This window comes from Tautonia marina, assembly GCF_009177065.1.
Lineage (GTDB): Bacteria > Planctomycetota > Planctomycetia > Isosphaerales > Isosphaeraceae > Tautonia > Tautonia marina.
The window spans coordinates 149,571-172,573 of sequence record NZ_WEZF01000011.1; the positions used below are offsets into that span (position 1 = coordinate 149,571).

General features: G+C 65.7%; 19 protein-coding genes. 6 read left to right on the forward strand and 13 right to left on the reverse strand.

Annotated elements, in window-relative coordinates:
• Positions 1–9 precede the first annotated feature (9 nt).
• The 3 genes from GA615_RS14830 to GA615_RS14840 are packed head-to-tail and all read left to right on the forward strand — an operon-like array spanning position 10 to position 4,172.
• Complete coding sequence (locus GA615_RS14830) at positions 10–1,431, forward strand: sulfatase family protein (protein ID WP_152052087.1); 1,422 nt, start codon at positions 10–12, stop codon at positions 1,429–1,431.
• A gap of 12 nt (positions 1,432–1,443) precedes the next feature.
• On the forward strand, positions 1,444–3,045 hold the full coding sequence (locus tag GA615_RS14835) for a N,N-dimethylformamidase beta subunit family domain-containing protein (RefSeq protein WP_152052088.1): 1,602 nt from the start codon (positions 1,444–1,446) through the stop codon (positions 3,043–3,045).
• 11 nt (positions 3,046–3,056) lie between these two features.
• Positions 3,057–4,172: a mandelate racemase/muconate lactonizing enzyme family protein gene (locus GA615_RS14840; protein WP_152052089.1), complete on the forward strand. Its 1,116-nt coding sequence runs from the start codon at positions 3,057–3,059 to the stop codon at positions 4,170–4,172.
• 255 nt (positions 4,173–4,427) lie between these two features.
• Here the strand turns inward: GA615_RS14840 and GA615_RS14845 are convergent, their stop codons facing one another.
• Together GA615_RS14845 and GA615_RS14850 are read right to left on the reverse strand one after the other, a co-directional pair.
• Complete coding sequence (locus GA615_RS14845) at positions 4,428–5,882, reverse strand: N,N-dimethylformamidase beta subunit family domain-containing protein (protein ID WP_390622236.1); 1,455 nt, start codon at positions 5,880–5,882, stop codon at positions 4,428–4,430.
• A gap of 35 nt (positions 5,883–5,917) precedes the next feature.
• On the reverse strand, positions 5,918–9,313 hold the full coding sequence (locus GA615_RS14850) for a PVC-type heme-binding CxxCH protein (protein ID WP_152052091.1): 3,396 nt from the start codon (positions 9,311–9,313) through the stop codon (positions 5,918–5,920).
• A gap of 453 nt (positions 9,314–9,766) precedes the next feature.
• On the opposite strand from GA615_RS14850, the gene GA615_RS14855 reads away from it, so the two are divergent.
• Complete coding sequence (locus GA615_RS14855) at positions 9,767–10,504, forward strand: hypothetical protein (RefSeq protein ID WP_152052092.1); 738 nt, start codon at positions 9,767–9,769, stop codon at positions 10,502–10,504.
• A gap of 40 nt (positions 10,505–10,544) precedes the next feature.
• On the opposite strand, the gene GA615_RS14860 is transcribed toward GA615_RS14855, so the two are convergent.
• The 4 genes from GA615_RS14860 to GA615_RS14875 form a co-directional block, all read right to left on the reverse strand.
• Positions 10,545–10,745, reverse strand: a complete 201-nt coding sequence (locus tag GA615_RS14860; protein WP_152052093.1) for a hypothetical protein — start codon at positions 10,743–10,745, stop codon at positions 10,545–10,547.
• 57 nt (positions 10,746–10,802) lie between these two features.
• The gene (feoB, locus tag GA615_RS14865; protein WP_152052094.1) at positions 10,803–13,040 is read right to left on the reverse strand and encodes a ferrous iron transport protein B; all 2,238 of its coding nucleotides are present in this window, start codon (positions 13,038–13,040) and stop codon (positions 10,803–10,805) included.
• Between the two features lie 183 nt (positions 13,041–13,223).
• Positions 13,224–13,457 (reverse strand): FeoA family protein, encoded by a 234-nt coding sequence (locus GA615_RS14870; RefSeq protein WP_152052095.1) that lies wholly within the window; start codon positions 13,455–13,457, stop codon positions 13,224–13,226.
• A complete protein-coding gene (locus tag GA615_RS14875) occupies positions 13,457–13,714 on the reverse strand; it encodes a FeoA family protein (RefSeq protein WP_152052096.1) in 258 nt (85 codons plus the stop codon). Before GA615_RS14875 ends, GA615_RS14870 begins: the two co-directional genes overlap by 1 nt.
• Positions 13,715–14,236: 522 nt before the next feature.
• On the opposite strand from GA615_RS14875, the gene GA615_RS14880 reads away from it, so the two are divergent.
• Complete coding sequence (locus GA615_RS14880; RefSeq protein ID WP_235905441.1) at positions 14,237–14,923, forward strand: class I SAM-dependent methyltransferase; 687 nt, start codon at positions 14,237–14,239, stop codon at positions 14,921–14,923.
• Positions 14,924–15,139: 216 nt separating this feature from the next.
• Here GA615_RS14880 and GA615_RS14885 read toward each other — a convergent pair whose 3' ends face one another.
• The 6 genes from GA615_RS14885 to GA615_RS14910 form a co-directional block, all read right to left on the reverse strand.
• Entirely contained in the window at positions 15,140–16,399 is a 1,260-nt protein-coding gene (locus tag GA615_RS14885; RefSeq protein WP_152052098.1) for an acyltransferase family protein, read from the reverse strand.
• Between the two features lie 329 nt (positions 16,400–16,728).
• Entirely contained in the window at positions 16,729–17,808 is a 1,080-nt protein-coding gene (locus GA615_RS27520) for a hypothetical protein (RefSeq protein WP_161602348.1), read from the reverse strand.
• Between the two features lie 408 nt (positions 17,809–18,216).
• Positions 18,217–18,558 (reverse strand): hypothetical protein, encoded by a 342-nt coding sequence (locus GA615_RS14895; RefSeq protein WP_152052099.1) that lies wholly within the window; start codon positions 18,556–18,558, stop codon positions 18,217–18,219.
• A gap of 54 nt (positions 18,559–18,612) precedes the next feature.
• Entirely contained in the window at positions 18,613–18,858 is a 246-nt protein-coding gene (locus tag GA615_RS14900) for a hypothetical protein (protein ID WP_152052100.1), read from the reverse strand.
• A gap of 4 nt (positions 18,859–18,862) precedes the next feature.
• Positions 18,863–19,096, reverse strand: coding sequence for a hypothetical protein (locus tag GA615_RS14905; RefSeq protein WP_152052101.1), 234 nt, complete (start codon positions 19,094–19,096; stop codon positions 18,863–18,865).
• A 141-nt stretch (positions 19,097–19,237) separates the two neighbouring features.
• The gene (locus GA615_RS14910; RefSeq protein WP_152052102.1) at positions 19,238–20,158 is read right to left on the reverse strand and encodes a dihydroorotate dehydrogenase; all 921 of its coding nucleotides are present in this window, start codon (positions 20,156–20,158) and stop codon (positions 19,238–19,240) included.
• A gap of 163 nt (positions 20,159–20,321) precedes the next feature.
• Between GA615_RS14910 and GA615_RS14915 the strand changes: the two genes are divergently transcribed.
• Positions 20,322–22,145 (forward strand): glycoside hydrolase family 15 protein, encoded by a 1,824-nt coding sequence (locus GA615_RS14915; protein WP_152052160.1) that lies wholly within the window; start codon positions 20,322–20,324, stop codon positions 22,143–22,145.
• 107 nt (positions 22,146–22,252) lie between these two features.
• Here GA615_RS14915 and GA615_RS14920 read toward each other — a convergent pair whose 3' ends face one another.
• Entirely contained in the window at positions 22,253–22,867 is a 615-nt protein-coding gene (locus GA615_RS14920) for a TlpA family protein disulfide reductase (protein ID WP_161602349.1), read from the reverse strand.
• Positions 22,868–23,003 lie beyond the last annotated feature (136 nt).

The following is a 23,003-nucleotide window of genomic DNA, read 5'->3' on the forward strand; positions in this document are numbered from 1 at the left end:
CCCTTGCCCATGCGTCGCCTGGCATTCGCAATCGTGTCGACGTGGATGATCGCCGCCCTGCCAGGCGCTCCGGCCGCTGCCGGAGTGCCCGAGCAGCACCGTCTCCCCAGCATCCTCGTCTTCCTGGCCGACGACGTCTCCAGGAAGGACTTCGGTTGCTACGGCCATCCCACCATCCGCACACCCAACATCGATGCCCTCGCCGCTGGCGGCCTGACCTTCGCCAACGCCTTTCTCACCACCTCCTCGTGCAGCCCGACCCGCATCAGCGTCCTCACCGGGAAATATCCCCACGCGACCGGCGCGGAAGACCTGCACATGCCGCTTCCTGAGCATCAACCGTTCCTGCCCACCCTGCTCAAACGCGCCGGCTATCACACCGGACACATGCTCAAAACCCATTACGGCCCCGCCGGCGATGCCCAGTTCGACTGGTACGGTCGCCAGGTTGACCACTTCCCCGCGTTTCTCGACGAGGCCGGGGACCAGCCCTTCTTCCTCTGGGTCGGTTTCCGAGACGCCCACCGCCCCTACCAACCCGGAGCGATTGACAATCCCCACACCCCGGCCGACGCCGTCGTCCCCCCTTACCTCGCCGACACCCCCGAAACCCGCGCCGATCTCGCCCTTTATTACGACGAGATCGCCCGCATGGACGGCGACATCGGCACCATGCTCGCCGAACTCGATCGCCGAGGCCGCACCAACGACACCCTCGTCGTCTTCTTCTCCGACAACGGCATGCCCTTCCCCCGCGCCAAGGGAACCCTTTATGATTCCGGCATCGGCACCCCGTTGATCGTCTCCTGGCCCGGTCGCATTGCCCCCGGCACCGTCCACGACGGCCTCGCCAGCGTGATCGACCTCGCCCCCACCTTCCTTGAACTCGCCGGCCTTCCCGTTCCCGCCGACATGCAAGGGCGAAGCCTGACCCCCGTGCTCGACGACCCCAGCCGCCCCGGCCTCGACGCCGTCTTCAGCGAACGGAACTGGCACAACTGCGATCAGCACATGCGCAGCATTCGCACCGATCGCTACAAGCTCATCCGCAACGCCTACACCGACCTCCCCTACGGCAACCCCTCCGACGTCAGCAGTTGCCCCTCCTGGGACGCGCTCCAGGCCCTCAAGAGCCGCGGCACCCTTACGCCCGCCCAGGCGCAGCAATTCCAGGTTCCCCGACCCGAAATCGAGCTATTCGACCTCCAGTCCGATCCCGACGAGCTGGAGAACCTTGCGGGCCGCCCCGAGTACGCCCATCTCGTCGCCGAGCTAAGCGGTCGGCTCGACGACTGGATCGCCAGTACGGGCGACTTCCCCTCGACCTACCGCCGCCGCCTCGACAACACCAACCGCGTCACCGGCGAGAAGTTCACCACCGAAATTGCCCCAATGACCGACCCCCTCCCCCCCGGCTTCGGCCGCCGTTGAGAACGTCCACCCATGTTCATTGGATACGTCAGCGACGAACGCTACGTCGCCCTGCCCGAAGTCTCGATCACCTTCGAAGGCCCCTCCGGATCGGTCGCCACCCGCTCTCAGGCCGATGGCTCGGTCCATGCCGCGCTCATGCCCGGCCCCTACGTCGTCACTTTGGCGGCCTCGGGGTTCGGGTCGAAGCGGGTCCGGATCACCCTTCCCACCACGCGCCCGCACCATTTCCGCCTCCTCTCTGATCGCCTGCTCGGCTACGCCTGGCCCAAGTGGGTCCGCTCGGGAGAGGAGTCCGAATTCCGCGTCCACTCGCCGGAGCTCTACCGCCTCGACCTCTACCGTTACGGCCGAGAGGTCGAACATATCCGCAACCTTGGCTGGCACGACGAGCACGGCCCCCGAGCCACCGCGCAGATCACTCCCGACGGCGACTACACCCAGACCGGCGTCGCCTGGAACCGGGAAGGCTACGCCAGCCCCGTCCATCGCCAGTACGCCACCGCCCCCGACCGCTCCGGACTCTATTACTTTCACGCCCGAACCAATTCCGGCCAGCATTTCGCCTTCCCCTGGGTCGTCGCCCCGGCCCAGCCGACGGCCCCCATCGCCTTCCTCGCCGCCACGATGACCTGGAACGCCTACAACGCCTTCGGCGGCCGGAGCAACTACATCAGCCCCGACCGCCTCCCCCTTCAGCCCACCGTCAACGCCCGCCAGGAACTCCGCCGCTACACCGACCCCAACCACGTCACCTACGACGCCGACTCGTATGACCCTCTGTCGTTCGACCGCCCCGAACTGGTCAACGACATCGACCTGAACGAACGCCCCGAAGATCCCATCCAGGGCCGCGCCTCCTGCCACCTCGCCCCGAGCGAGTGGCGCATCCTCTCCTGGCTCGAACGCGAAGGCTTCGCCCACGACGTCTACGCCGACAACCAGCTCGACGACGGCACCCTCGACCTCGACGCCTACCGCGTCCTCGTCCTCGCCCCTCATCCGGAATACTGGACGAAGGGAATGTATGATCGCGTGAAAGACTGGGTTGACCACCGCGGCGGCCGGGTCGTCTACCTCGGCGGCAACGGTGTGAACTGCGAGGTCACCCTCCCCGACCCCGACACCATGATCGTCCACAACGGCCGAGAATCTCAGGTCTACCCCTGCGGCCTCGACAGCCGATTCCACCTCACCACCGGTGTCTCCGAGGCCACCCTCCTCGGCGTCGCCTTCACCTACTCCGGCGCCATGACCGCCGCCCCCTTCCGCGCCACCGAGGCCGATCACTGGGCCTTCGGCGGCACGGGCCTCGCAAACGGCGACCGCTTCGGGCTCAAAAGCTTGCACATGCGTTGCGACGGCGGCGCCTCGGGCCACGAAACCGACAAGGTTACGCCTCAATCCCCTGCCGGCGTTCGTGTGATTGCCCGTGGTGAGAACATCGACGACGGCGGCGCCCATCTCGCCCTCTACGCCACCCCGTCCGGCGGAGCCGTCTTCGCCGCCTCCTCGATCACGTACCCTGCCTGCTTGCTCGTGGATGACGCGATTTCCACCATCACGAGCAACGTCTTCCGCCGGTTCCTCGATGAGGGGCCGGTCACGCCCTGAAGGATGTTCGCATGAAAATTGAAAAAATCGAAGCCATCCCTGTCTCTGTCCCGCTCAAGGCGGGCCTCACCACCAAGACCGCGCACGGTGACCACATCACCTCCGACTACGCCATCATTCGCGTCATCACCGATGACGGAATCGTCGGCCTGGGCGAGGCCACCGTCTCCGCCATCTGGAGCGGCGAGACGAGCCAGTCCACCGTTGCCGCGGTCGATGCCTTCCTTTCTCCCGCCCTCCGCGGCATGGACCCGACCCGCCTGCACTCCTGCCGAGCCGTCATGGACCGCGCCCTCAAGGCAAACCCCTTCACCAAGGCCGCCGTCGAGATGGCCCTCTGGGACGTGGCCGGCAAGGCCGCGGGCGTGCCCGTCCACCAGCTCCTCGGCGGCAAGGTCCGCGACCGCATCCGCACCAAGATGATGATCGGCGCCTTCGAGCCTCCCCAGGCGGTCAAGCTGGCCGAGACCTTCCTCGGCTGGGGCGTCACCTGCCTGAAGGTCAAGGTCGGCATCGACCCGATCGGCGATTTCGCCCGCGTCAAGGCCGTCCGAGAGGTCGCTGGCCCCGACATTCCCATGACCGTTGATGCCAACTGCGGCTGGGACGTTCCCGCCGCTCGCCTCGCCCTCCGCCTGCTCACGCCGCTCGACCTGCTCGTCGCCGAGCAGCCGCTCACCCCCGCCCTCGACGACGCCACCCGAGAACTGCGGACCATCGGCCCCGCCATCATGGCCGACGAGAGTGTCTGGACCGCCATCGACGCCATGCGAGTCTGCCGAACTCAGGCCGCCGATGTCATCAGCCTTTACCCCGGTAAAAACGGCGGCCTGCTCGCCTCGATCGAGATCGCCCACATCGCCGCCGCCGCCGGCCTGCCGTGCCACATGGGCAGCAACCTCGAACTCGGCATCGCCAGCGCCGCCATGATCCACCTCGCCGCCGCCGTGCCCAACATCAAGAGCGAGCGCTTCCCGGCCGACATCCTCGGCCCCAAGTACCACGAGTCCGACCTCCTCACCTCCCCCCTCGACCTCGGCCCCGAATCCGCGGGCGTGCCCGATACCCCCGGACTCGGAATCGATCTGGATGAAGCAGCGCTTGCGCGCTTCCGCGTTGATCGCTGAGCCGAGTCTCTACCCGATCCCTTCCATCCCCCTCTCCCCGCTCGCGGGGAGAGGGCCGGGGTGAGGGGTCCGAGCGTTCAACGCCACGCTCATCCCTCTGTTCGCCCTCCTCACCCGACTCGGGAGCGAGGAAGAACGACGACAACCAGGAATGGATACCGTGCGAACGACAAAGCGACAAGCATGAACATGCTTATGATCCGGCGTCGCTGGAGTCGTGCCGACCCCAGCAGGCACGCCCCAACTCACCCAAAATCACTCATCTCCTGATCCGATCGCCCGATCGAACAGATTCTTCGTGATTCGTTGCACCCGCTCGTCCGGCCCATGCGGGCGGCTCCAGTGCGACCAGGGCAACACATGCCCCGGAGGAGTCGACAGCCCCTGCGCCCAGAAGATCGTCGATGCGTTGAACACAAAATTCTCCTTCGGCCCCGGATAGATCGTCGCCGTCCATTGCTGGGGGCGCTCACCACCGACCCAGGCGGTCCCTTCGGCGACCACTTCAAGTCCCGGAATGTCCGCCGGATCACCGTGATATTCCCAGCCAATCAGACCGGGAATCCGCTCCCCCGCCTTCACGCCGGTCCCTTCGAAGATCCAGTGATCCGGCTTTGTGATCACCCAGTCGCCGCCGCCGTTCACCGGCTCGACGTTGCGGGCACCCATGAGCAAACCTTCATCCGGACCTCGCTCGGGGAAGGGGCCGTGATCGCGCTCTCGATTGACGGCGTAGTCATTGTCCGCGCCGTACGGCCCACCTCGGAAGATGATCCGATTCGCTCGGCCGTCCGAACTGGGCATGAATGGCGTCACCCAGCAGACACTGTTCCCCGAGAAGAACAACAGCGATACCCCCGCGTCTCGCATCGCTTCCACGCTGCGAAACTGACGAATGTCCCAGTATTCATCATGCCCAACACTCACGAACGTCTTGCACTTCAACCCTCGATCGGGCGTAATCATATCGCTGTTGGAACAATACGTCACATCGTACCCATGCTGTTCCAACCAGTAGGCCAGGGGAAACTCGAACGGCAGGAATTCTCCCGACCCGAAGGTCAACGGGTCATTCACAACCCCATTGAACTGCGCTTCTCTCCCATACGGCCGGTCGAAACTGACGTTGGCCCAGGGCCCTTGATTGCCTTTCGGATGCGTGTAGACCGAATAATTGTTCGGCCATGTGTTGTACGCCTGCCAGGTGTTGTCGGAGCACTGAAAGAGAATGTCGGCCGGCCGATCATCCGTCACGATGAACACGACATAGCTCTGCCAGTAAGGCCGATCCTCCGCCTCCGGAATCGTCGTCAGGCGGCCAAGATACACCCCGCTCACCCAGTCATCGGGAATCGTCAACGTTGCCGACGGCTCCCACTTGCACTCATGAACACTTTTTTCCCCAGGCTCTGGAACAGGTTGAGCCGTTCCCTCGATCGGCCCGAGGGTGGTCATCAGGCGAGCCCCCCGTCCGCCGTAATAGCCCATCCGAAAGATCTCGACCGTGAAGGGGCGGGGCGGGTCGGTCGAGATCATTAGATCGATCGTCTCTCCCGCCTTCACGCTCTGCTTCGAGCAGTACCCCTCAATCCAGGGAGACCGGAAGCCCCCGCCATCCGGACGAACCCTCGTAAGCTGCCAGTCAGTCGTGCCTGGCTTGGCGTTCTCCTCCCGGATGATCGACGAGCGACCCTCGGGCAAGGTGCCCATCAGCACGGCTGCGGAGACAATCAAGAGACTTGCGTTCATTTGTGCGCTTCCTTATCTTGGTTCGTGGTCGGCGTCAGTTCAATGGCTCGGAGGTCCATCAACGGTCCCCGAGGTCGAGCCGCCGGGCGAATATCCAGTCGGTGCCGACCGGCCCCCAGCGTCACCGAGCCGATCCGGGCACGCTGGTAATCGTCCCAGCCCTCGGTTCCCGCCACGGTGCCGTCCAGACGGTCGGCCCCCACCTCAATCACGAAAGGCCCGCCCGCGCCGTCGTCCGGGCAGGCCCATTCCAGCCACACGTCGTACGTGCCTTCCTGGTCGAGCTCAAACGTCCAGGCGGCCCGGTCATTCTCCTGAATCCACCAGCCGAGGTTCCCGTGCGTGGGCTCAAACGTCAGGCGATTTCCATAGATCTCCGCCGCATCGGCCGGGAGTCGAACGCCTCCTTCGGGAGCCGCCGTGACTCGTCTCGGCCGATTGCCGGGCACCTCGTTCGGCCGCAATCCATGCTCACGAAGGAAGGCGATCAGGTGCGCAAGCTCTTGAAAGTTGATATCCTGCTCCATTCCTTCCGGCATCAACGACTGCCCCGCGGTCGCAATCTCCTCGATCTCCGACCGCAGCAAGGTATCACGCTCTCCCCCTTGACGAAGCAGCGCCAGTGCGTTCGAGGTTTCCTCGGCGATCAGGCCCGAAACCACCCGACCGTCGGTCGTGGCCAGCGTGTAGGCGGCATAGCGTGCCTCGACAGCCCGGTTCGGATCAAGAATCGCCACCAGCAACGCCTCGGGCGATCGGTCCGAAAGTACCGTCAGGTCCGGTCCCACGGCGAATCCTTCGCCGTCAAGCTGATGACAGGTCGAGCAGTGCTTCGCGAAGATCGCTCGCCCCTGCTCCGGCTCGCTCCCCAACGCCAGCGCCTGCCGAGCCCGCGCGACCACCGCCGCCCGTTCTCCGTCCGAGGTTCCGAACAGCCGCTCCGCGCGTTCCCGAACCGCCTCCTCTCGATGCGTCAACAACTGCCCCCGATGCGACGGCCCGACCTCCGCCGAGGGGATTCGCCCCTCCTCCAGAGCGTCAAGCAACGCATCGCGCCAGGCTTCTCGGCTCAGCAACGTGTCAAGAATCGCTGATCGAAGCGTCGGCCCGTGCCCCTTCCACCCTCCCAGAAGCACATCAGGCACCTCTGCGCTTCCCAGTCGGCTTACGGCATCCACCGCCGCCCGAGCAATGGCAACCGGCTCCTGAGGCCGAAGCAATCCAAGCAGGACCGCGCGGTCACGGTCGCCCCCCGCCGGCTCGCGGCCCAGCAGCCGAATTGCTGCAAGCCGATCCGCCTCGGTGCGCGACTCGTCGGCGGCCACCTGTCGAGCCTCCGAGATGAGCGACCCGATTCGATCGACTTCCGAGGTCAGCCCTGCCGAAGGCTCCGACCACCGCGTGAGCGGTAATCCCAGTCGGCCCGCCTCATCAAGCAGACTTGCCAGCATCCCCATCGCCGCCGGCCCGTCCCGCTCCGAGACCTGCTCGATGGCAGTCAGGAGCGACCGCACCAGGCCCGCCTGCCCTTCGGAACCCGTCTCTCGCGCCGCGGCAGCAAACAGCGGACCAATCCATACATTCGCAGAGGAACGATCGCCTTCAGGTTGTGCGAGTACCGCCGACAAGATTTCCGCCGCATGGAACCGTGCCGAGCTGAGGATCGCCACCCGAAACCAGGGATCTCCTCCGTCGTTCAGGGCGAGCTTCGCCAGTGCCTTTCCGGCGCTGGGATTGGTCCAGTCTCCCAGCGCCAGGGCCGCCGCAATCCGGACACGGGGCGAGGGGTCGTCTGTCCGGCCCACGATGGCCGCGCCCACCTCGTCGCGATCCCCGTCCCCCAGCCTCGCCGCCAGGATCGCCGCCCGGCGGACTTCGGGATGCTCGTCAGCCAATGCCGATCGGATCAGCTTCGCATCCAACCCTTCAAGACAGGCCAGCGTCCAGAGCGCCTGCACCCGAGCCTCGGGCCGACGGCTTGTGCTGATCAACTGGCGCAGAGGAATGATCGCATCCTGATCGATTTTGTGCATCAACAATCGTTGGCTTGTATCTCGTTGCCAGCCGTTCGGGCTGTCCATCGCGGCAACGAGCCCAGCCGTGTCGAGCTGGTCGAGCTTCGGGATGGCCCGAGGCGCACGATCCGAGGGCACCACGCGATAGATCCGCCCTCGGTTCTCGCCGGCCCGCAGGTCGATTCGGCGTTCCCAGTCATCGGGAATCCACTCGGGATGCTCGATGACCGCGCGTTGCATGTCGGCGATCCAGAGCGCCCCATCCGGCCCGGTCCGAATCGAGGCCGGCCGGAACCAGTGATCGGTCGAGGCGAGGAACTCGGAGGTCTCCTCCCCCTCGGCTCGATGCCCCGAGTACGTCGCCCCCTCAGGTTCAAGCACCATTCGGTGAACAAGATTATGAACAGGCTCACTAATAAACAGATTCGATGCAAAATCCGAACCGAACAGCGTATCCCGATACGGTTCCGGACTGCAGGCCGAGGTTGCTCGGTTGGCCGATCCAGGGTCGTTGAAACGAGCCAGGGTCCGGCTGATGGGATAAAGCCTCGTATCCGGTTCCAGCACCCGGGTCGTCACCGAGGCAGCAAACGCCTGGTTCCTGCGCAGGTCGGCATCACTCAGGACCACGTGCCAGGCCCAGAGGGAATTGTTGTTGATAAACCAATCCCCCCAGTCGTTGCGCCTCCTGCCGAACTGCGACCGACCGCTTTCGGGCTCAATCGCCCCGTCGTCGGGCCGGAAGCGGATATCGCGGCCTCGGACTTCGACCGCGGCCTCGCTCCGAGTCGATCGCACGGTGCCGCCATCCGCATCGGCCGCATGGACCCAACCATCGAGCGCCAGGGAGAAGCCGTTGACCCGATGCTGCGGGTTCGCCTCTGCCAGCCCCGTGTAAAGCACCTCGACCCGATCGGCCCGATTGTCGCCATCGGAGTCTCTTGCATAAATGATCTCTGGCGCACAAGAAATCAGAACTCCTTCACGCCAGGGCATAATACCATTGGGATAGGACAATTCATCGAGGAAAACGGTCGATGTGTCGTACGAGCCGTCACCGTTCGAGTCTTCCAGCACTCGGACCCGACCGCCCCCTTCGGTCCCGAGCGGATAGTCGGCCATCTCGACAACCCAGAGCCTCCCGTCGGCCGACCAGTCAAACGCGACTGGGTCCTGGACCAGCGGTTCGGCGGCCACCAGCTCGACGGTGAACCCCTCCCACACCTGGAAGCTTGCCAGTGCCTCGGCTGGCGACAGCCCTGTGCCGGAAATCAGCTCCGGCGCGGGTTCCGATTCCTGACCTCGGGCGTCCCCTGAGAGGACGAGGCCGAGCACGGTCAAACCAAAGGTGAGCCGACGGGGGGGCCAGAGCCTCATGGCAAGCGTCTCCTCAATCGGGCCATCGCGGGGGGAGGGGTCGGGGACTGGCGGGCAGCAATCTTCGGAGTATACCCGTCGCGCCAGGGCCGGAGCGACCCGCTACGCCCCTTTCCTGGCAGAATCTTCCTCGCGCCAGAACTCTGGTGTTCCGTGTTGATTCTGGGGTCGAGGCTGGAAATCCTCCACAAGACAAACAAACGCAAACCCAATACAGAAAATAAACTTGCGACAATCCTCTCCAAATTCGATCAAATTGGCACACCCTGTGTATTTGATTCAAGCCGAGTCGCGACCCTTCGAGACGCAACGGGTCGCAAGGTGAGGATACCGAGCCGGTCGAGCCACAGCGGGCGTTCGGGTCTGTTCGATCCGAGGCCAGACCGACCGACCGGCCCGATCTCCGTCCGGAGGACTGTCTGCCGCGATCGCATCGCAACAGGAGTGTGCACCATGTCGAGGATGATTGTTACCGCAACCGTTATGACAAGCCTGATGGTCGTCGGCCTCTCGGGAACCCAGGCGCAGGGGCAGGTGATTGACCGCAGGCTGCCGCCGATCGGGCTGGGATCGTCGGGCTTCGATCGGCACTCGGACCATCGTGCAGACCCCGGGATCGGCTGGGCTGGAGGTGTCGCGCCGACATCGGCCCATCGATACGGGTCGACGTTCCCCGGCCACCGGGGACCGATCGGCCATCGACCGGGCGCGGGCTTCATCCCGCAGATTCCGCGAGGGTTTCCGACCGACGTTTACCCTCCGGCCCCCGGTTTTGGTGGTCACGACCACGGCTTCGGCGCTCCATTGCCCGGCTATGGTGGGCATGGCGGCCGGGGTGGAGCCTGCCCTCCAGGGGGAGGTCACGCGCCGGTGATCGGAGTGGTCGATCAGTTGATTGGCGAGGTCGGGGCGTTCCTGGAGGTCTTCGGGCCGACGGCACACATCGTGCCGCAGGGGGAGCGGATGTACCGTGACGCGATCGACCTACACCAGGCGGCCGTCGGCTTCCGTCAGGCGGCCCTGAGCGGGGCTCCGCCGCACGAATTGAGACGGTTTCATGATCGGATGGAACGATCGTGCGGGCGGCTCGTGGCTCGGGTCAACTCGGTCGCTCGGGGCCGCTCCGGACCAAACATCGAACAGGTCCGATACATCGGCTCGCTCTGCCATCAGCTCCGGTCGTTCCTTTGACCGGCATCCACCGAGGAACCGGCGAGCAAAAGCCGGTTCCTCAACCCTTCCGCTGCGGGGGCGGGCCGATTCTCACGAGCGGCTCGCCCTTGCCGTGGGTCGAGGCAGCGCTCGGGCAGGAGCCGCATCCGGAGCCGCACCCGCCTCGGGACGAGACGGCCGCGAGGCCCAAACGGGCCAGGTAGACGACCGCGACCGCCACCACGGCCAGGGCCGACAGGTCTTGCCAGTCGAACGTCATCGTCTGCCGTCCTTTTCGGAAACCGGGCCTCTGGAATCCCCTCCCGTCATCCGAGCCTCAGGCTGCAATCCAGGTGCCAACCTGATAGACCAGCATCGCGCCAAAATACGCAAGGACAGTCATATAAGCAAAACAAAACAACGGCCAACCCCACGAGTTCGTCTCGCGACGGATGACGGCCAGGGTGGAAACGCACTGGGCGCAGAGGGCGAAGAAGACCATGATCGACAGGGCGACGGGGATCGTGAACAGGGGGCGTCCGTCGCGGTGCTCGGCCTCGCGCAGGGCGACCTGGAGGCGGCTGGCCCCTTCCTCCCCCTCAACGTCGGAGCCGACGTCGAAGATGACGCCGAGGGTGGCGACCACGACCTCTCGGGCCGGGAACGAGGCGATGGCGGCGGCGCCGATCCGCCAGTCCCAGCCGAGCGGGCGGACGACCGGCTCGATGACCCGACCGGCGCGGCCGAGCAGGCTCAATCGCTTCTGCTCACCGTCGGCTCGGGCTTCGAGGGTCGCGATCTGCGCATCGATCGCCTCAACGGCCTCGGCATCGTCGGCGGCCTCGCGCTGGTCTTCGAGGGCGGCGATCTGCTGGGCGAAGGCGGCCTCGGTCGATTCGGGCAGGCGAGGGAAGTAGAGCAAGGCCCACATGACGATCGAGACGGCGAAGATGATCGTCCCGGCCCTGCGGACGAACGACCAGCCGCGTTCGAACATCCGGTGGAGGACGACGCGAGGGGAGGGCCACTTGTACGCGGGGAGTTCCATGACGAACGGCGGGGTCGGCCCCTTGAAGGCGGTCTTCTTCAGGGCCCAGGCCACGGCGGCGGCGGTGATGACGCCGACGGCGTACATGGCGACCATCGTCATGGCCTGGAGACTGACGAACCCAGCCACGGCCACCGGCGGGATGAAGGCGGCGATCAAGAGGGTGTAGACCGGCAACCGGGCGCTACAGCTCATCAAGGGGGCAACGAGGATGGTGGTCATGCGGTCGCGGCGGTCCTCGATGACGCGGGTGGCCATGACCCCCGGAATCGCACAGGCGAAGGAGGAGAGCAGGGGAATGAACGACTTGCCGCTCAGGCCCAGACGGGTCATGAGGCGGTCCATCAGGTAGGCCGCGCGGGCGAGGTAGCCGCAGTCTTCCAGGATGCCGAGGAAGAAGAAGAGGATGAAGATCTGAGGCAGGAAGACAATGACCCCGCCGACGCCGGCGATCATGCCGTCGATGATCAGGCTGCGCAGGGCCCCCTCGGCCATCACCCCTTCGACCAGGGTGGCCAGGCCGCCGACCCCGGCGTCGATCAGATCCATCAAAGGGATCGACCAGGTGAAGACAGCCTGGAAGATCAGGGCCATGACGGCGACGAAGATCAGCGTACCCCAGACCCGGTGCGTCAGGACGCGGTCGACCCGGTCGCCGGAGGTGACGCGAGGCTCGTCGGGGCGGGTGACGACGCCGTCGAGCATGGACGCGGCCCAGCCGTAGCGGGCCATCGCCTCGACGGCCGGGACGGGGCAACCGGCCTCGGCCAGGCGTTGACGGGCAGCGAGGATTTCGGCGTGCAGGCCCTCGACGTTGCCATTCTTGAGTGCGACGTGGCCTTCGAGATAGCCGCTGGTGTCGAGCAAGAGCCGCTCGACGAGGTAGCGGGGCAAGGGGGGCAGGCCGGGCCTCGCGTCGGCCAGCCAGGCTTCGATGCGGGCGACCTCGCCTTGAAACGGTTCGGGGAAGGGGCTTTCGGGAGCAGAGGCGGGTTGCTCCTGAGTCGCCGTCTCGGCCAGGGCGGTCTTCAAGGCATCGAGGCCGATGCGCTTGTGGGCCCGGATGGGAACGACCGGAACGCCGAGCCGTTCGCGGAGTTTCGGCAGGTCGAGGGTCGTACCGCGGTCCTCGGCCAGGTCGGTCATCGTCAGGGCCACGACCGTCGGCCGACCGAGTTCGAGAACCTGGCTGACGAGGTAGAGGTTCCGCTCCAGGTTGTTGGCGTCGACGATGCAGAGGATGACGTCGGGCTTCGGCGTGTCGGGCCGTCGGCCGAGCATCACATCGACGGCCACCATCTCGTCGAGCGATCGGGGGGCGAGGCTGTAGGTGCCGGGCAGGTCGATGAGGGTCCAGCGCTTGCCGTCGACGGTCATCCGCCCGGTCTTCTTCTCGACGGTGACGCCGGGATAGTTGCCCACCCGCTGTTGCACACCGGACAGGGCGCCGAAGACGGTGGATTTGCCCGTGTTCGGGTTGCCGATCAGGGCCACGGTCCGGGTTTGGGGTTCAGCGGCAATGGACATGATGGAGGGCCACTCACTCGGCTGGTCGGTCAACAGGGGGAGAGGGTTGGCGCGAAGGGGAGGGGACCGTCTGCCGGGGATCGTCGTGTTGCTTCCAAGGCGTATTGAGAGGCGGTCGTCGGTTCGGCGATTGCGTCGCCTCGTGCGGGGTGGGAGCCGAGCGTTCCGCAGGACCGGGGGGGATCAGACGAGGCTTGCGACCTCGATGGCCGCGGCTTCCGAGCGCCGGAGACTCAAGCGATAGCCACGCAGTTCGAACACGAGCGGATCACCGAGGGGCGCGATGGCCACGAGTTTAACCACCGTGCCGGGGATGACCCCCATCTCCAGGGCCCGCATGCCGACATCGCCGGTTGCATCGACCTGGGTCACCGTGGCCGACTCGCCGAGGGAGAGTTCCGAGAGGCGCCGACTCATCAGGCCGGCCTCACCAGAATGCCCGACAGTTCGGTCGATCGGATGCCGAGGGTGTGGCCGTCGAGGCGAATCATGCAGGGGCTTCCCGGGCGGATCATTTCGATCATGGCTCCGCGTCGCAAGCCCATCTCTCGGAGCCGATGCACGAGATCTCCGGTGCCGAGCACCTGATCGACCGTCCCCGACTGCCCCGGCCGCAGCAAGGTCAGCGGAATCAATTCGGCAACGCTGGGCGGCAACTCGGCAACGCTCGACATCAACGATCGCTCCTTTGATTCTTCAGTCGGTGGGCAGGCAAGCGGGCAGCTCGAACTCGACGGAGGGATCGAGGCTCCTTCCCTCGAAGCGGAGGGACGGAATTGAGATTCAGTCTCAACACAATGAATTATAAAGGGGGGGACCGAGGGGCGTCAATGGCGCGGGGGTTCGGGGGTTTGGCCGGGGATCGGTTACACTGGGGGCGCAAGCCACGGTTAAACGCCCGGCCCGGCTCCTGCGTGTGAGTGGGGAGGAGACACATTGCAACCCTCGCCCCTCGCCCCCGCGTGCGGGGAAGCGGGTGGCCGAAGGCCGGGTGAGAGGGGCTGCGTCGGTATTGCGACGCGTGGCGTCCTGGAACGGGCCCGCTCACCCCGGCCCTCTCCCCCGACGTCGGGGGAGAGAGGGGCAGGAACGGCGGTCAGCCCGGGGTGGGGGAGGGTTCCCGGCCCTCGCCCCCGAGGTCGAGGGCCGATCGCTCGGCAATGAAACGGATCGCAAGGGTGGGAGGAGCGGATCGCGTGGACGAGTTCGAGCCGGATTCCCGATACGAGGGGCCCGAGACGGTTTCGACCCTGGAGATTGCCGGGAAGACGATCCGGCTGGCAAGACCGGCGGAGCCGGAGCGGTTGCTGGATGATCCGACGGTGCTGGCCTGGAACGCGAGGGATGATTACATGCCGTACTGGGCCTTTCTCTGGCCTGGGGCGTTCTTGCTGGCCGAGGCGGTCGCGGCCGAGGCGTGGGGAACCGGGGCCGAGGCGCTGGAGCTGGGGTGCGGGCTGGGGCTGACCGGACTGGTGGGCCTGGAGGCGGGGATCGAGCGGGTCGTGTTCACCGATTACGACCGGGCGCCGTTGCGGTTCGTCGAGCAGAGCGGCAGGGCCAATGGGTTCGGTCCGGAGCGGGTCGAGACGGCGTTGCTCGACTGGAGACGATTGCCCGAAACCACGTACCCGGTGATCCTGGGCGCGGATGTCTTGTATGAGCGGCCCTTGATCCCGCTGGTGGTGGGAGTGCTGCGGGCGATGCTCGCGCCGGGAGGGGTGGCCCTGATCTCCGGGCCGTACCGGGTGGCGACCGAGGACCTGGAGCCGGCCCTCAAGGGAGCGGGGCTGCGGTTCGAGTCGACGCAGATCAGGGCGGTGGATGAAACAGGGAAAGGGCTGAAGGGGAGGTTGCATCGGATCTGGAAAAGGGAGGTTTGAGCCACGGAGGAAACACGGATGAACCACGGAGCAAGACAAGGAAGAGGAGGGATCGGAAGGGAAGAACAGGTGAGAGCGGGGATCGAAAGGAACAAATCGAGGGGAGACAAGGGAGAGGGAGTCGAAGGAGGCCGGGGTCGGGAAGACTGGTGAGGGAACGGAGGAAGATGGGGGGCCGAGGCGAACCGGCCCCCGGGGACGGCGGGGCAAGGCGGATCAGTTCGGAGAGGGTTCGGGGGTGGCCGAGGTGCCGGATCGGAGGCCGAGGCGCGCCGAGGGGTACGATCGGCCGTTGAGGAAGCGGCCGATGACGCCCGGCCGGACGATCAGGTCGTAGCTGGCGTACAGGACGACGATGGAGACGCTCAGGATGATGCCGATCTTCACCAGGGCGGGGACCGGCAGGTCGAACAGCAAACCTTGCATCCAGTAGATCAAGGGGAGGTGGGCCAGGTAGACCCAGTAAGCCGAGTCGGACACGTAGCGCATGGCGGGACTCGGGCGGTTGAAGACGCGGAGGAACAGGCCGATGAAGCCGAAGACCGCCAGCCAGGCCACCGCCGAGGAGACGGCCGCCGTCTCCAGCCGCATCGTGTTCCGGCCGTCGGGCCCGATCGCCGAGGCCGTTACCCCGAAATAGACGACCAGCATGAGCGCCGCGGCCACCAAGGTCGGCACCGGCCAGCGGGCCATCGTCGGCAGCAGGTCGACGTTGCGATAGAGCAGCCAGCCGAAGGCGAAGAACGGCCCGAACTGGACCAGGGGCAAGGGGTTCGGCAGGAAGACCGGGAAGCTCTGGTCGAACAGGGCCGAGGGGCTGATCAAGAGGGTCAGGGTCGTGAAACCGATCCCGGCCGGAAGGAGCAGGTGCCAGGCCGTCAGGCGTCGGAAGAGGCTGTTGACGCCCCGGCCGACCGCGCCTTTGCCGATCTTCCCGATCTGCCGGAAGACGATCGCCCCCATGTAGAACCAGAGCAGGGCATAGAGGAACCAGAGGTGCAGCGGCGAGATGAGGAAGATGCTGTAGAACGGCTGCCAGTCCTCGACCCAGGGGATCTGCCCGGTCGTCCACCAGGCGAGGGTGGTTTCCCAGGCCGGCAGGCCCTCGCGTTTGGCGATGCCGAAGAGGAATGCCGAGATCGTGATCGGGAAGAGGATCAGCCAGCCGACGAGCAGGGGCAAGCCGACCCGCTTCATCCGGTTCGACCACATCCCCCGGACCCCTCGGCGGTCGCAGAGCAGGGCGGCGAAGAACCCGGCCATCACAAAGAAGGTTTGCATGCGAAAAGTGTGAATACCAAAGAAGGTCAATCCGGCCAGCCCCGACGTGCGGACATCGCGGAAATCGAACCCCGGAAACAAGGGGATCGGCACGTAATACTGGCAGGCGTGCAGGACCAGGCCCAGCAGCATCATGACCGCCCGGAGGGAGTCGAAGGCGTGGTATCGCGTGTGGGGAGCGGGGGCGTCGTTCATGTCAGGTTCCCTGGGCTGATCGCTCGTGGGATCGTGATCGGGAGCGGTCCTCGACGGAATTGAGGGACCTCGATGGCAAGGGGTTCGCCGACTCCCGGGCGAGATTGACTGAGAAGTCTTGACAATTACGTCGGCCAGCTCGGATCAGATCCCTCGAAGACGGGGATCGCTGCCTCGGATCGGATCGGATCGGGAGATGAGCCTCGGTGAAACCATGGATCGGAACGAACAAATGGGAAGATGCGAGCGGAAGCGGCATTGGGAGGTTCGGCGCGCACGAAGGGCCGGGATGGGGTGCGAGGGTCGAAGGGGGAGGGGAGCATCAGGGTTCAGGAGCGTCGGGCAGCGGCGGCTCGGGCCCGGCGGGCGCGGCGGTTCAGGGGGGCGGAGGCGCCGGGTAGGACGGGGCAGAGTGTGGGACGGGCGATCGAGGGGCGGGTGATGGGTTCGTTTCGCGCCGGGGTGGGTGGGGCGGTTGGAGCGGGGACGGGAGGCTCGGAGGAAGTGGGAGCAGGAGGAATGTCGGCGGCGGAGGGGTGCGGGCGGAAGCGATCGGGACGGGGGCCGGGAGGGAGGGACGGGGCGGCATCGGCAGGTCGAGGGGAGAGGGCCTGGAGGCGGCGCAACTCGTTGAGGCAGCGGGAGAACTGACGTCGGGCGTCGGCGGCGTAGCGTTCCAGGAGGCGGATCGCGGGGGGCTCGTCGGCGTCGAGGCCGAGGGCAGCGTCGGCCTGGGCGCGGTCGTCTCGGGCGTTGAGGAAGGCATCGAGCCGGGCGCGGAGGGCCGCGGTGGCCTGGGTCACGAGCGCGAGGCCGGGGGCTTCGCTCTTGTCTTCGGGGTCGAGATCCCAGGGGCCGGAGCCGTCTCGGGCGAAGGGGGCAACGCCGAGCAGGTCGAGGGCGAGGTTCCAGGTGTCTCGGGTCCAGCCCTCGTGACGGTTGAGGGAGTCGAGCACCTCGGCCCAGCGGTCGAGGAGCCAGAGGACGCCGTGCTTGCTCTGGAGCAACTGGGACTGGATGCGCTCGGGTTGCTGGGGCAAGCGAGCGGCGAGGGAGGCGACGGCGGCGGCGCGGTCGTCGTCCCAGGATTCGGAGGCGCGGGCGGCGTGTTCGGAGCGGGCGGCGCAGATGCGGGCCTCGCAGGCATCGAGGCGGACGGATTCGGCCACCAGGCGATCGAAGTGCCAGGTCTGGGCGGGGCCTTCGGGGCGGTAGTCGGGGAGCCACTCGGTTTTACGGGCTTCGATCGCCTCGGCCATGTCGGCGGGCAGGTGAGTGCCGAGCGTCGAGAGGCCGTGTGTCTGGGCGTTGCGGCTCGATCGGGCCTTGCCCTCGGTCGATTTCGGGCCGGTGGAGAGGAGGGCGTTCAGGCGGTTGGCGAGCGTTTGCTTCAAGGTGGTGGCGGCCATGAGGGTGCGCGTCCTTTGAGTTCCAGGAGAGCAGCAACAATGCAAGCTTCAGCGCGGACAGGGAACGGGGAGGCGTGGAACGGCCCCTGTCTGAAACAATCAGGAAATATGGGAGGCTTAATTGCGTTTTTTTGGAAGTTTGACCGGAAAGGGAGGTTTTGAGCCACGGATGGAACACGGATGAAACACGGATAGGGAAGAGCGAAGGGAAGAAGATGAGCGAGAAACGAGATGCGATCCGGGACGGCGGGTGGCCTCGGTGGCTCGTCAACCGGGATTGCGAAGCGACGAGAGGATCACGCGGGTGGCCAATGCCGCCTCTTGCGGCTGCGCCGCCCCGGTTGGCGAGCAACCGGGGCCACCCGCGAGCAATTGGGGCCACACACGTCGCTCACATCCATCTGTGTTTCATCCGTGGCTCGCCGAGTCTCCCGAGTATGGCCGCATCCGTAACCGTTTCTCGATCACTCCGCCCCAGTAGCCGGCGATGGCCCCGAAGACGATGGCGAGGCCCAGGGGCTCGTGCCGGGAGGAGATCAGGAATCCCATGAAGATGGCGACGTAGGCGAGGCAGCCGTTGACCAGATTCAGATTTGGGGCCGCGCAGCCGGCACCGATCCAGACGAAGGGCAGGGCGGCCGGCGCCCAGGGCGAGACGATGAAGGTTGCGGCGATCGCGACGACGGAAAGCACGACCGGGGCGACCACCGCCTGAGGCACGAGATACCAGCCGGGCTCGGACTTCGCCATCGAGAGCGCTCCGTTGCCTCAACGCATGTTCTGATTGAGGTGTCCCGTCGAAAGTTACCCAGGGCTCGCCGGGGCGACGGCAAGGAGCTTCGGTTCGTCCGAAGGCTGGACCTGGACGATGACGAAGCGAGACGCAGGATAAAGATAGTCCTCGCCCGAATCGTCGATCACGCGGAGAAACCCCTCCGAGCCGGCCGCTTCGTCGGGAAGCACCCGATAGAGCATCCCGGCCGAGAGATCGTCGCAGCCCGCCTGGTCGATGCAGACGGCGAAGAGGGATCTGGAGTCGTGAGTGGTCATTGGATCAGTCCAGAAAACGCTTGATCTTGAGTTTGCGCCGGCCGATGCCATGCGCTTCGTACCAGTGGAGTTCGGCGCGACGGGTGTTGCCACTGGGCAATCGTATCAGACCCACCCCCTTGAGCTTCCGCCACCGGCGACCACCATAACGCGCCTTGAGGTCCGTTTTTTCTCGAATCGAGAGATTGACCGCAATGGTCTCGATCTCTGACAACTCGCCGATCAGTTCGAAGTCCATTGCCTGATTGCGCCCTCAAGACGGCCTCAAAGCAAGTCTTCCGCGTTGATGATTCTCACACCCGGTCATCCCCTGGGGCCACTCATGCGGCCTCGTCTGGGGTTGAGACGATCCCAGCCACCCCTTGGAATACACGAGTGACTATTCCTTGTTGGATTGAAGCGTACCGATGAAGGCGTTGACGTCGGAGAGGCCGAGTTCGGAGAGTTTGGCGGGGAGGTCGTCGAGGAGGCGGTCGGAGAGGGAGGGATCGGCGAAGGTGGCGGTGCCGACCTGGACGGCGGAGGCGCCGGCGACGAGGAATTCGAGGGCGTCGTCGGCGGAGCAGATGCCGCCGATGCCGATGATGGGGAGATCGGGGAGGGCGCGGTGGACCTGCCAGACCATGCGCAGCGCGATGGGTTTGATGGCGGGGCCGCTGAGGCCGCCGATGTCGTTGGCGAGGATGGGGCGGCGGGCCCGCCAGTTGACGACGAGGCCGACGACGGTGTTGATGAGGCTGACGGCGTCGGCCCCGTTCTCGTGGGCGGCGCGGGCGACGGGGACGATGTTGGTGACGTTCGGGGTGAGCTTGGCGATGATCGGGTAGGGGCAGGCGGCGCGGCATCGAGAAACGACGCGGCCGACGGCAGCGGGATCGATGCCGAGGTCGAGGCCGTGGCTGACGTTGGGGCAGGAGAGGTTCAGCTCGATGGCGGCGAGGCCGGGTTCTTCACCCAGATCGGCGGCCATCTGGACGAACTGGTCCTCGTCCTCGCCGGCAATGTTGGCGATGACGGAGGTGCCGACGGTGCGAAGGTAGGGGAGGTGGTGGGTCCGGAAGTGGTCGATGCCGTCGTTGTCGAGGCCGATGGCGTTGAGCAGGCCTGAGGCGGTCTCGACGGTCCGAGGGGTCGGGTTGCCGGCGCGGGGTTTGGCAGTGACGGTCTTGGGGATGACCCCGCCAAGGCGGTCGAGTCGGACGAAGGCGGCCATTTCGCGGACGTAGCCGAAGGTTCCCGACGCCACAAGAACCGGGTTGGACAGCTCCAGGCGTCCCAGACGAACTCCCATCGACACCACGGTACATTCCTTCTTGTTCTGTGATTCCAAAAGGCGTCGGCCCCCGTTGTGCGCGATTGCCGGGAGACGCGTCTGAGACTAGGGTAACATTGAGTCACGCTCGCCGGAGCGCCGGAACCGAGACGGAGCACGACCTGGCTTGACCCGACAGGACCCTGCCACCATGCCCTTGCTGCTTGAAGATTATGCCCTGATCGGTGATTGTCAGACGGCCGCGCTGGTCGGCCGGGACGGCTCGATCGACTGGTTGTGTTTCCCGAGGTTCGACTCGGGGGCGGTGTTTGCGGCGTTGCTCGGCAACGAGGAGCATGGGCACTGGACGATTGCGCCGGAAGGGCCGATTCGGGCGGTGCGGCGGCAGTATCGGCCGGGAACTCTGGTGCTGGAAACGGAGTTCGACACCGACACAGGGACGGTTCGGATTACCGACTGCATGCCCCCGCGCGACGAGTTGCCCGACGTGCTTCGGTTGGTCGAGTGCCGCCGGGGAACGGTCCGGATGACGATGGACCTGGTGATCCGGTTCGACTACGGCTCGATCATCCCGTGGGTGCAGCACACGCCGCAAGGGATCTCGGCGGTGGCGGGGCCGGACATGGTCCGGTTGCGAACCGATGTGCCGGTGCATGGCGAGGATTTTCATACGGTTTCCTCCTTCGAACTGTCGACCGGTCAGACGGCCAGCTTCGACCTGACGTGGTATCCGTCGCACGAGAAGGAACCGAAGGAGGTCGATCACACCAACGCCATTCACGACACCGAGCGCTGGTGGCGTGAATGGATCGATCGGTCGTCGTACGGCGAGGGCTCGATCGATGAGACGATCGACCAGCCTCACTGGGCCGAGGCGGTCAAGCGGTCGTTGATCACGCTGAAGGCCCTGACCTACGCGCCGACCGGGGGGATTGTGGCCGCACCAACGACGAGCCTGCCGGAGCTGATCGGCGGGGTTCGGAACTGGGACTACCGCTATTGCTGGCTGCGCGACGCGACGTTCACGCTGTATGCGTTGATGAACGCCGGGTATCACGACGAGGCCCGAGCCTGGCGCGAGTGGCTCTTGCGTGCCGTGGCGGGAAAGCCGTCGCAGATGCAGATCATGTACGGCCTGGCCGGCGAGCATCGCCTGACCGAGCTGCAACTGCCGTGGTTGCCGGGGTATGAGAATTCGAGCCCGGTGCGGATCGGCAACGCGGCGTTCGACCAGTTCCAGCTCGACGTGCCGGGCGAGGTGATGGACGCCCTGCACCAGTGCCGCAAGGTGGGGCTGGAGCCGATCGCCGCGTCGTGGAACTTTCAGAAGGAACTGATGAATTACCTCGAAACGGCCTGGGATCAGCCGGACGAGGGGATCTGGGAAGTGCGGGGGCCTCGGCGGCACTTCACGCATTCGAAGATGATGGCCTGGGTCGCTGCCGATCGCGCCGTTAAAGGGGTGGAACAGTTCGACCGAGACGGCGCTGTCGATCGCTGGCGAAGCCTCCGCGATCGGATTCGGCATGAAATCCTGGAACGGGCCTTCGATCCCGAGGTCGGCGCGTTCATGCAATCGTACGGATCGAAATTTCTGGATGCCAGTGTGTTGATGATGCCGCTGGTCGGATTCCTGGAACCCAACGACCCCCGGATGGTCAGCACGGTGCGGGCGATCGAGGAGCGTTTGATGCACGACGGCTTCGTCGATCGGTACGAGACGGACCCGTCGGTCGATGGCCTGCCGCCGGGCGAGGGGTCGTTTTTGCTCTGCTCGTTCTGGATGGTGGACAATTACACCTTGATGGGCCGCCGAGCCGACGCGAAGCGGATGTTCGAACACTTGTTGTCGATTCGGAGCGACCTCGGCCTGCTATCGGAAGCGTACGACCTTACCAATCGCCGGCTCGTGGGCAATTTTCCGCAGGCGTTCAGCCACATCGGCCTGATCAACACGGCGTATAACCTCAGTACCGCCGCCGCCCACCCGGCCGAGCAGCGGCAGCATAGCTAGGAACCCGATCCGTTGATGGGTGCCCCAAGGGGCCCTCGGGAATGCCTGGGACCAGGATGGCCCCAGACACCCCAGGGATTCCGATTCCGGGCCATCAGAATCAGGGATCAATCCTGTGGAAGGGCCGCATCGGACTCGGCGGGCTGTTCGTCGAGGATGGCCTTGACGACGTCCTCGATGCGGCTGGGCATCAGGCCGATGGCGCGGACGATCCCCTTGCGGTCGACGACGGCGTAGGTGGGGTAGAAGGCGACGTTCCAGGCCTCGGCGGTTTCCTGGTCGGGGTCGCGGGCGACGGGGTACTGAATGTCGCGCTGCTCGACGACCTGCTCAAGCTTCTCCTGACCGCGAGAGGTGCAGATACCGAGCACGAGGACGCCTTGATCGGCGTAGCGCTTGGCCAGGTCGTTGTTCTTGGGGATGGCGGCGAGGCAGGGGCCGCACCAGGTGGCCCAGAGGTCGACGATCAGGATCTTGCCTTCGAGGTCGCCGGCGGAGAGATCGGCGTTGATCCAGTCGCCGATGGTGAACTCGGGCCGGGGCTGGCCGGTCATCTCGGCGTGAGCGGCCTGGAGTTCGGGCCTGTTGACGGTGAAGAAGTACGAATCGGGGAATTCTCGCTGGGCGTTTGCGGTTGAGGCCATCGCCAGGGCGAAGCAGGCGCCCAGGGTCGTCGCCGTTGCGAGTCTTCGAAGCCAGGACCGATCGAGTCGTGTCGTCATGTTCGCGTGCTCCATACGACGGGCCATCTCCGGACCCGGCGCCCGAGGCACAATCCGGGAGCGTCCGGGTCCGCAACTGATCATACCTTTGGTTATGAAGCTCTGCCAATGGGTAATACGCGTCCTTCGGATCAAC

What these genes read in the sequence shown, in the direction of transcription:
- GA615_RS14830 (WP_152052087.1), top strand. Translation starts at nt 10, where the DNA reads ATGCGTCGCCTGGCATTCGCAATCGTGTCGACGTGGATGATCGCCGCC.
- GA615_RS14835 (WP_152052088.1), top strand. Translation starts at nt 1,444, where the DNA reads ATGTTCATTGGATACGTCAGCGACGAACGCTACGTCGCCCTGCCCGAA.
- GA615_RS14840 (WP_152052089.1), top strand. Translation starts at nt 3,057, where the DNA reads ATGAAAATTGAAAAAATCGAAGCCATCCCTGTCTCTGTCCCGCTCAAG.
- GA615_RS14845 (WP_390622236.1), bottom strand. Translation starts at nt 5,882, where the DNA reads ATGGGCACCTTGCCCGAGGGTCGCTCGTCGATCATCCGGGAGGAGAAC.
- GA615_RS14850 (WP_152052091.1), bottom strand. Translation starts at nt 9,313, where the DNA reads ATGAGGCTCTGGCCCCCCCGTCGGCTCACCTTTGGTTTGACCGTGCTC.
- GA615_RS14855 (WP_152052092.1), top strand. Translation starts at nt 9,767, where the DNA reads ATGTCGAGGATGATTGTTACCGCAACCGTTATGACAAGCCTGATGGTC.
- GA615_RS14860 (WP_152052093.1), bottom strand. Translation starts at nt 10,745, where the DNA reads ATGACGTTCGACTGGCAAGACCTGTCGGCCCTGGCCGTGGTGGCGGTC.
- feoB (WP_152052094.1), bottom strand. Translation starts at nt 13,040, where the DNA reads ATGTCCATTGCCGCTGAACCCCAAACCCGGACCGTGGCCCTGATCGGC.
- GA615_RS14870 (WP_152052095.1), bottom strand. Translation starts at nt 13,457, where the DNA reads ATGAGTCGGCGCCTCTCGGAACTCTCCCTCGGCGAGTCGGCCACGGTG.
- GA615_RS14875 (WP_152052096.1), bottom strand. Translation starts at nt 13,714, where the DNA reads ATGTCGAGCGTTGCCGAGTTGCCGCCCAGCGTTGCCGAATTGATTCCG.
- GA615_RS14885 (WP_152052098.1), bottom strand. Translation starts at nt 16,399, where the DNA reads ATGAACGACGCCCCCGCTCCCCACACGCGATACCACGCCTTCGACTCC.
- GA615_RS27520 (WP_161602348.1), bottom strand. Translation starts at nt 17,808, where the DNA reads ATGGCCGCCACCACCTTGAAGCAAACGCTCGCCAACCGCCTGAACGCC.
- GA615_RS14895 (WP_152052099.1), bottom strand. Translation starts at nt 18,558, where the DNA reads ATGGCGAAGTCCGAGCCCGGCTGGTATCTCGTGCCTCAGGCGGTGGTC.
- GA615_RS14900 (WP_152052100.1), bottom strand. Translation starts at nt 18,858, where the DNA reads ATGACCACTCACGACTCCAGATCCCTCTTCGCCGTCTGCATCGACCAG.
- GA615_RS14905 (WP_152052101.1), bottom strand. Translation starts at nt 19,096, where the DNA reads ATGGACTTCGAACTGATCGGCGAGTTGTCAGAGATCGAGACCATTGCG.
- GA615_RS14915 (WP_152052160.1), top strand. Translation starts at nt 20,322, where the DNA reads ATGCCCTTGCTGCTTGAAGATTATGCCCTGATCGGTGATTGTCAGACG.
- GA615_RS14920 (WP_161602349.1), bottom strand. Translation starts at nt 22,867, where the DNA reads ATGACGACACGACTCGATCGGTCCTGGCTTCGAAGACTCGCAACGGCG.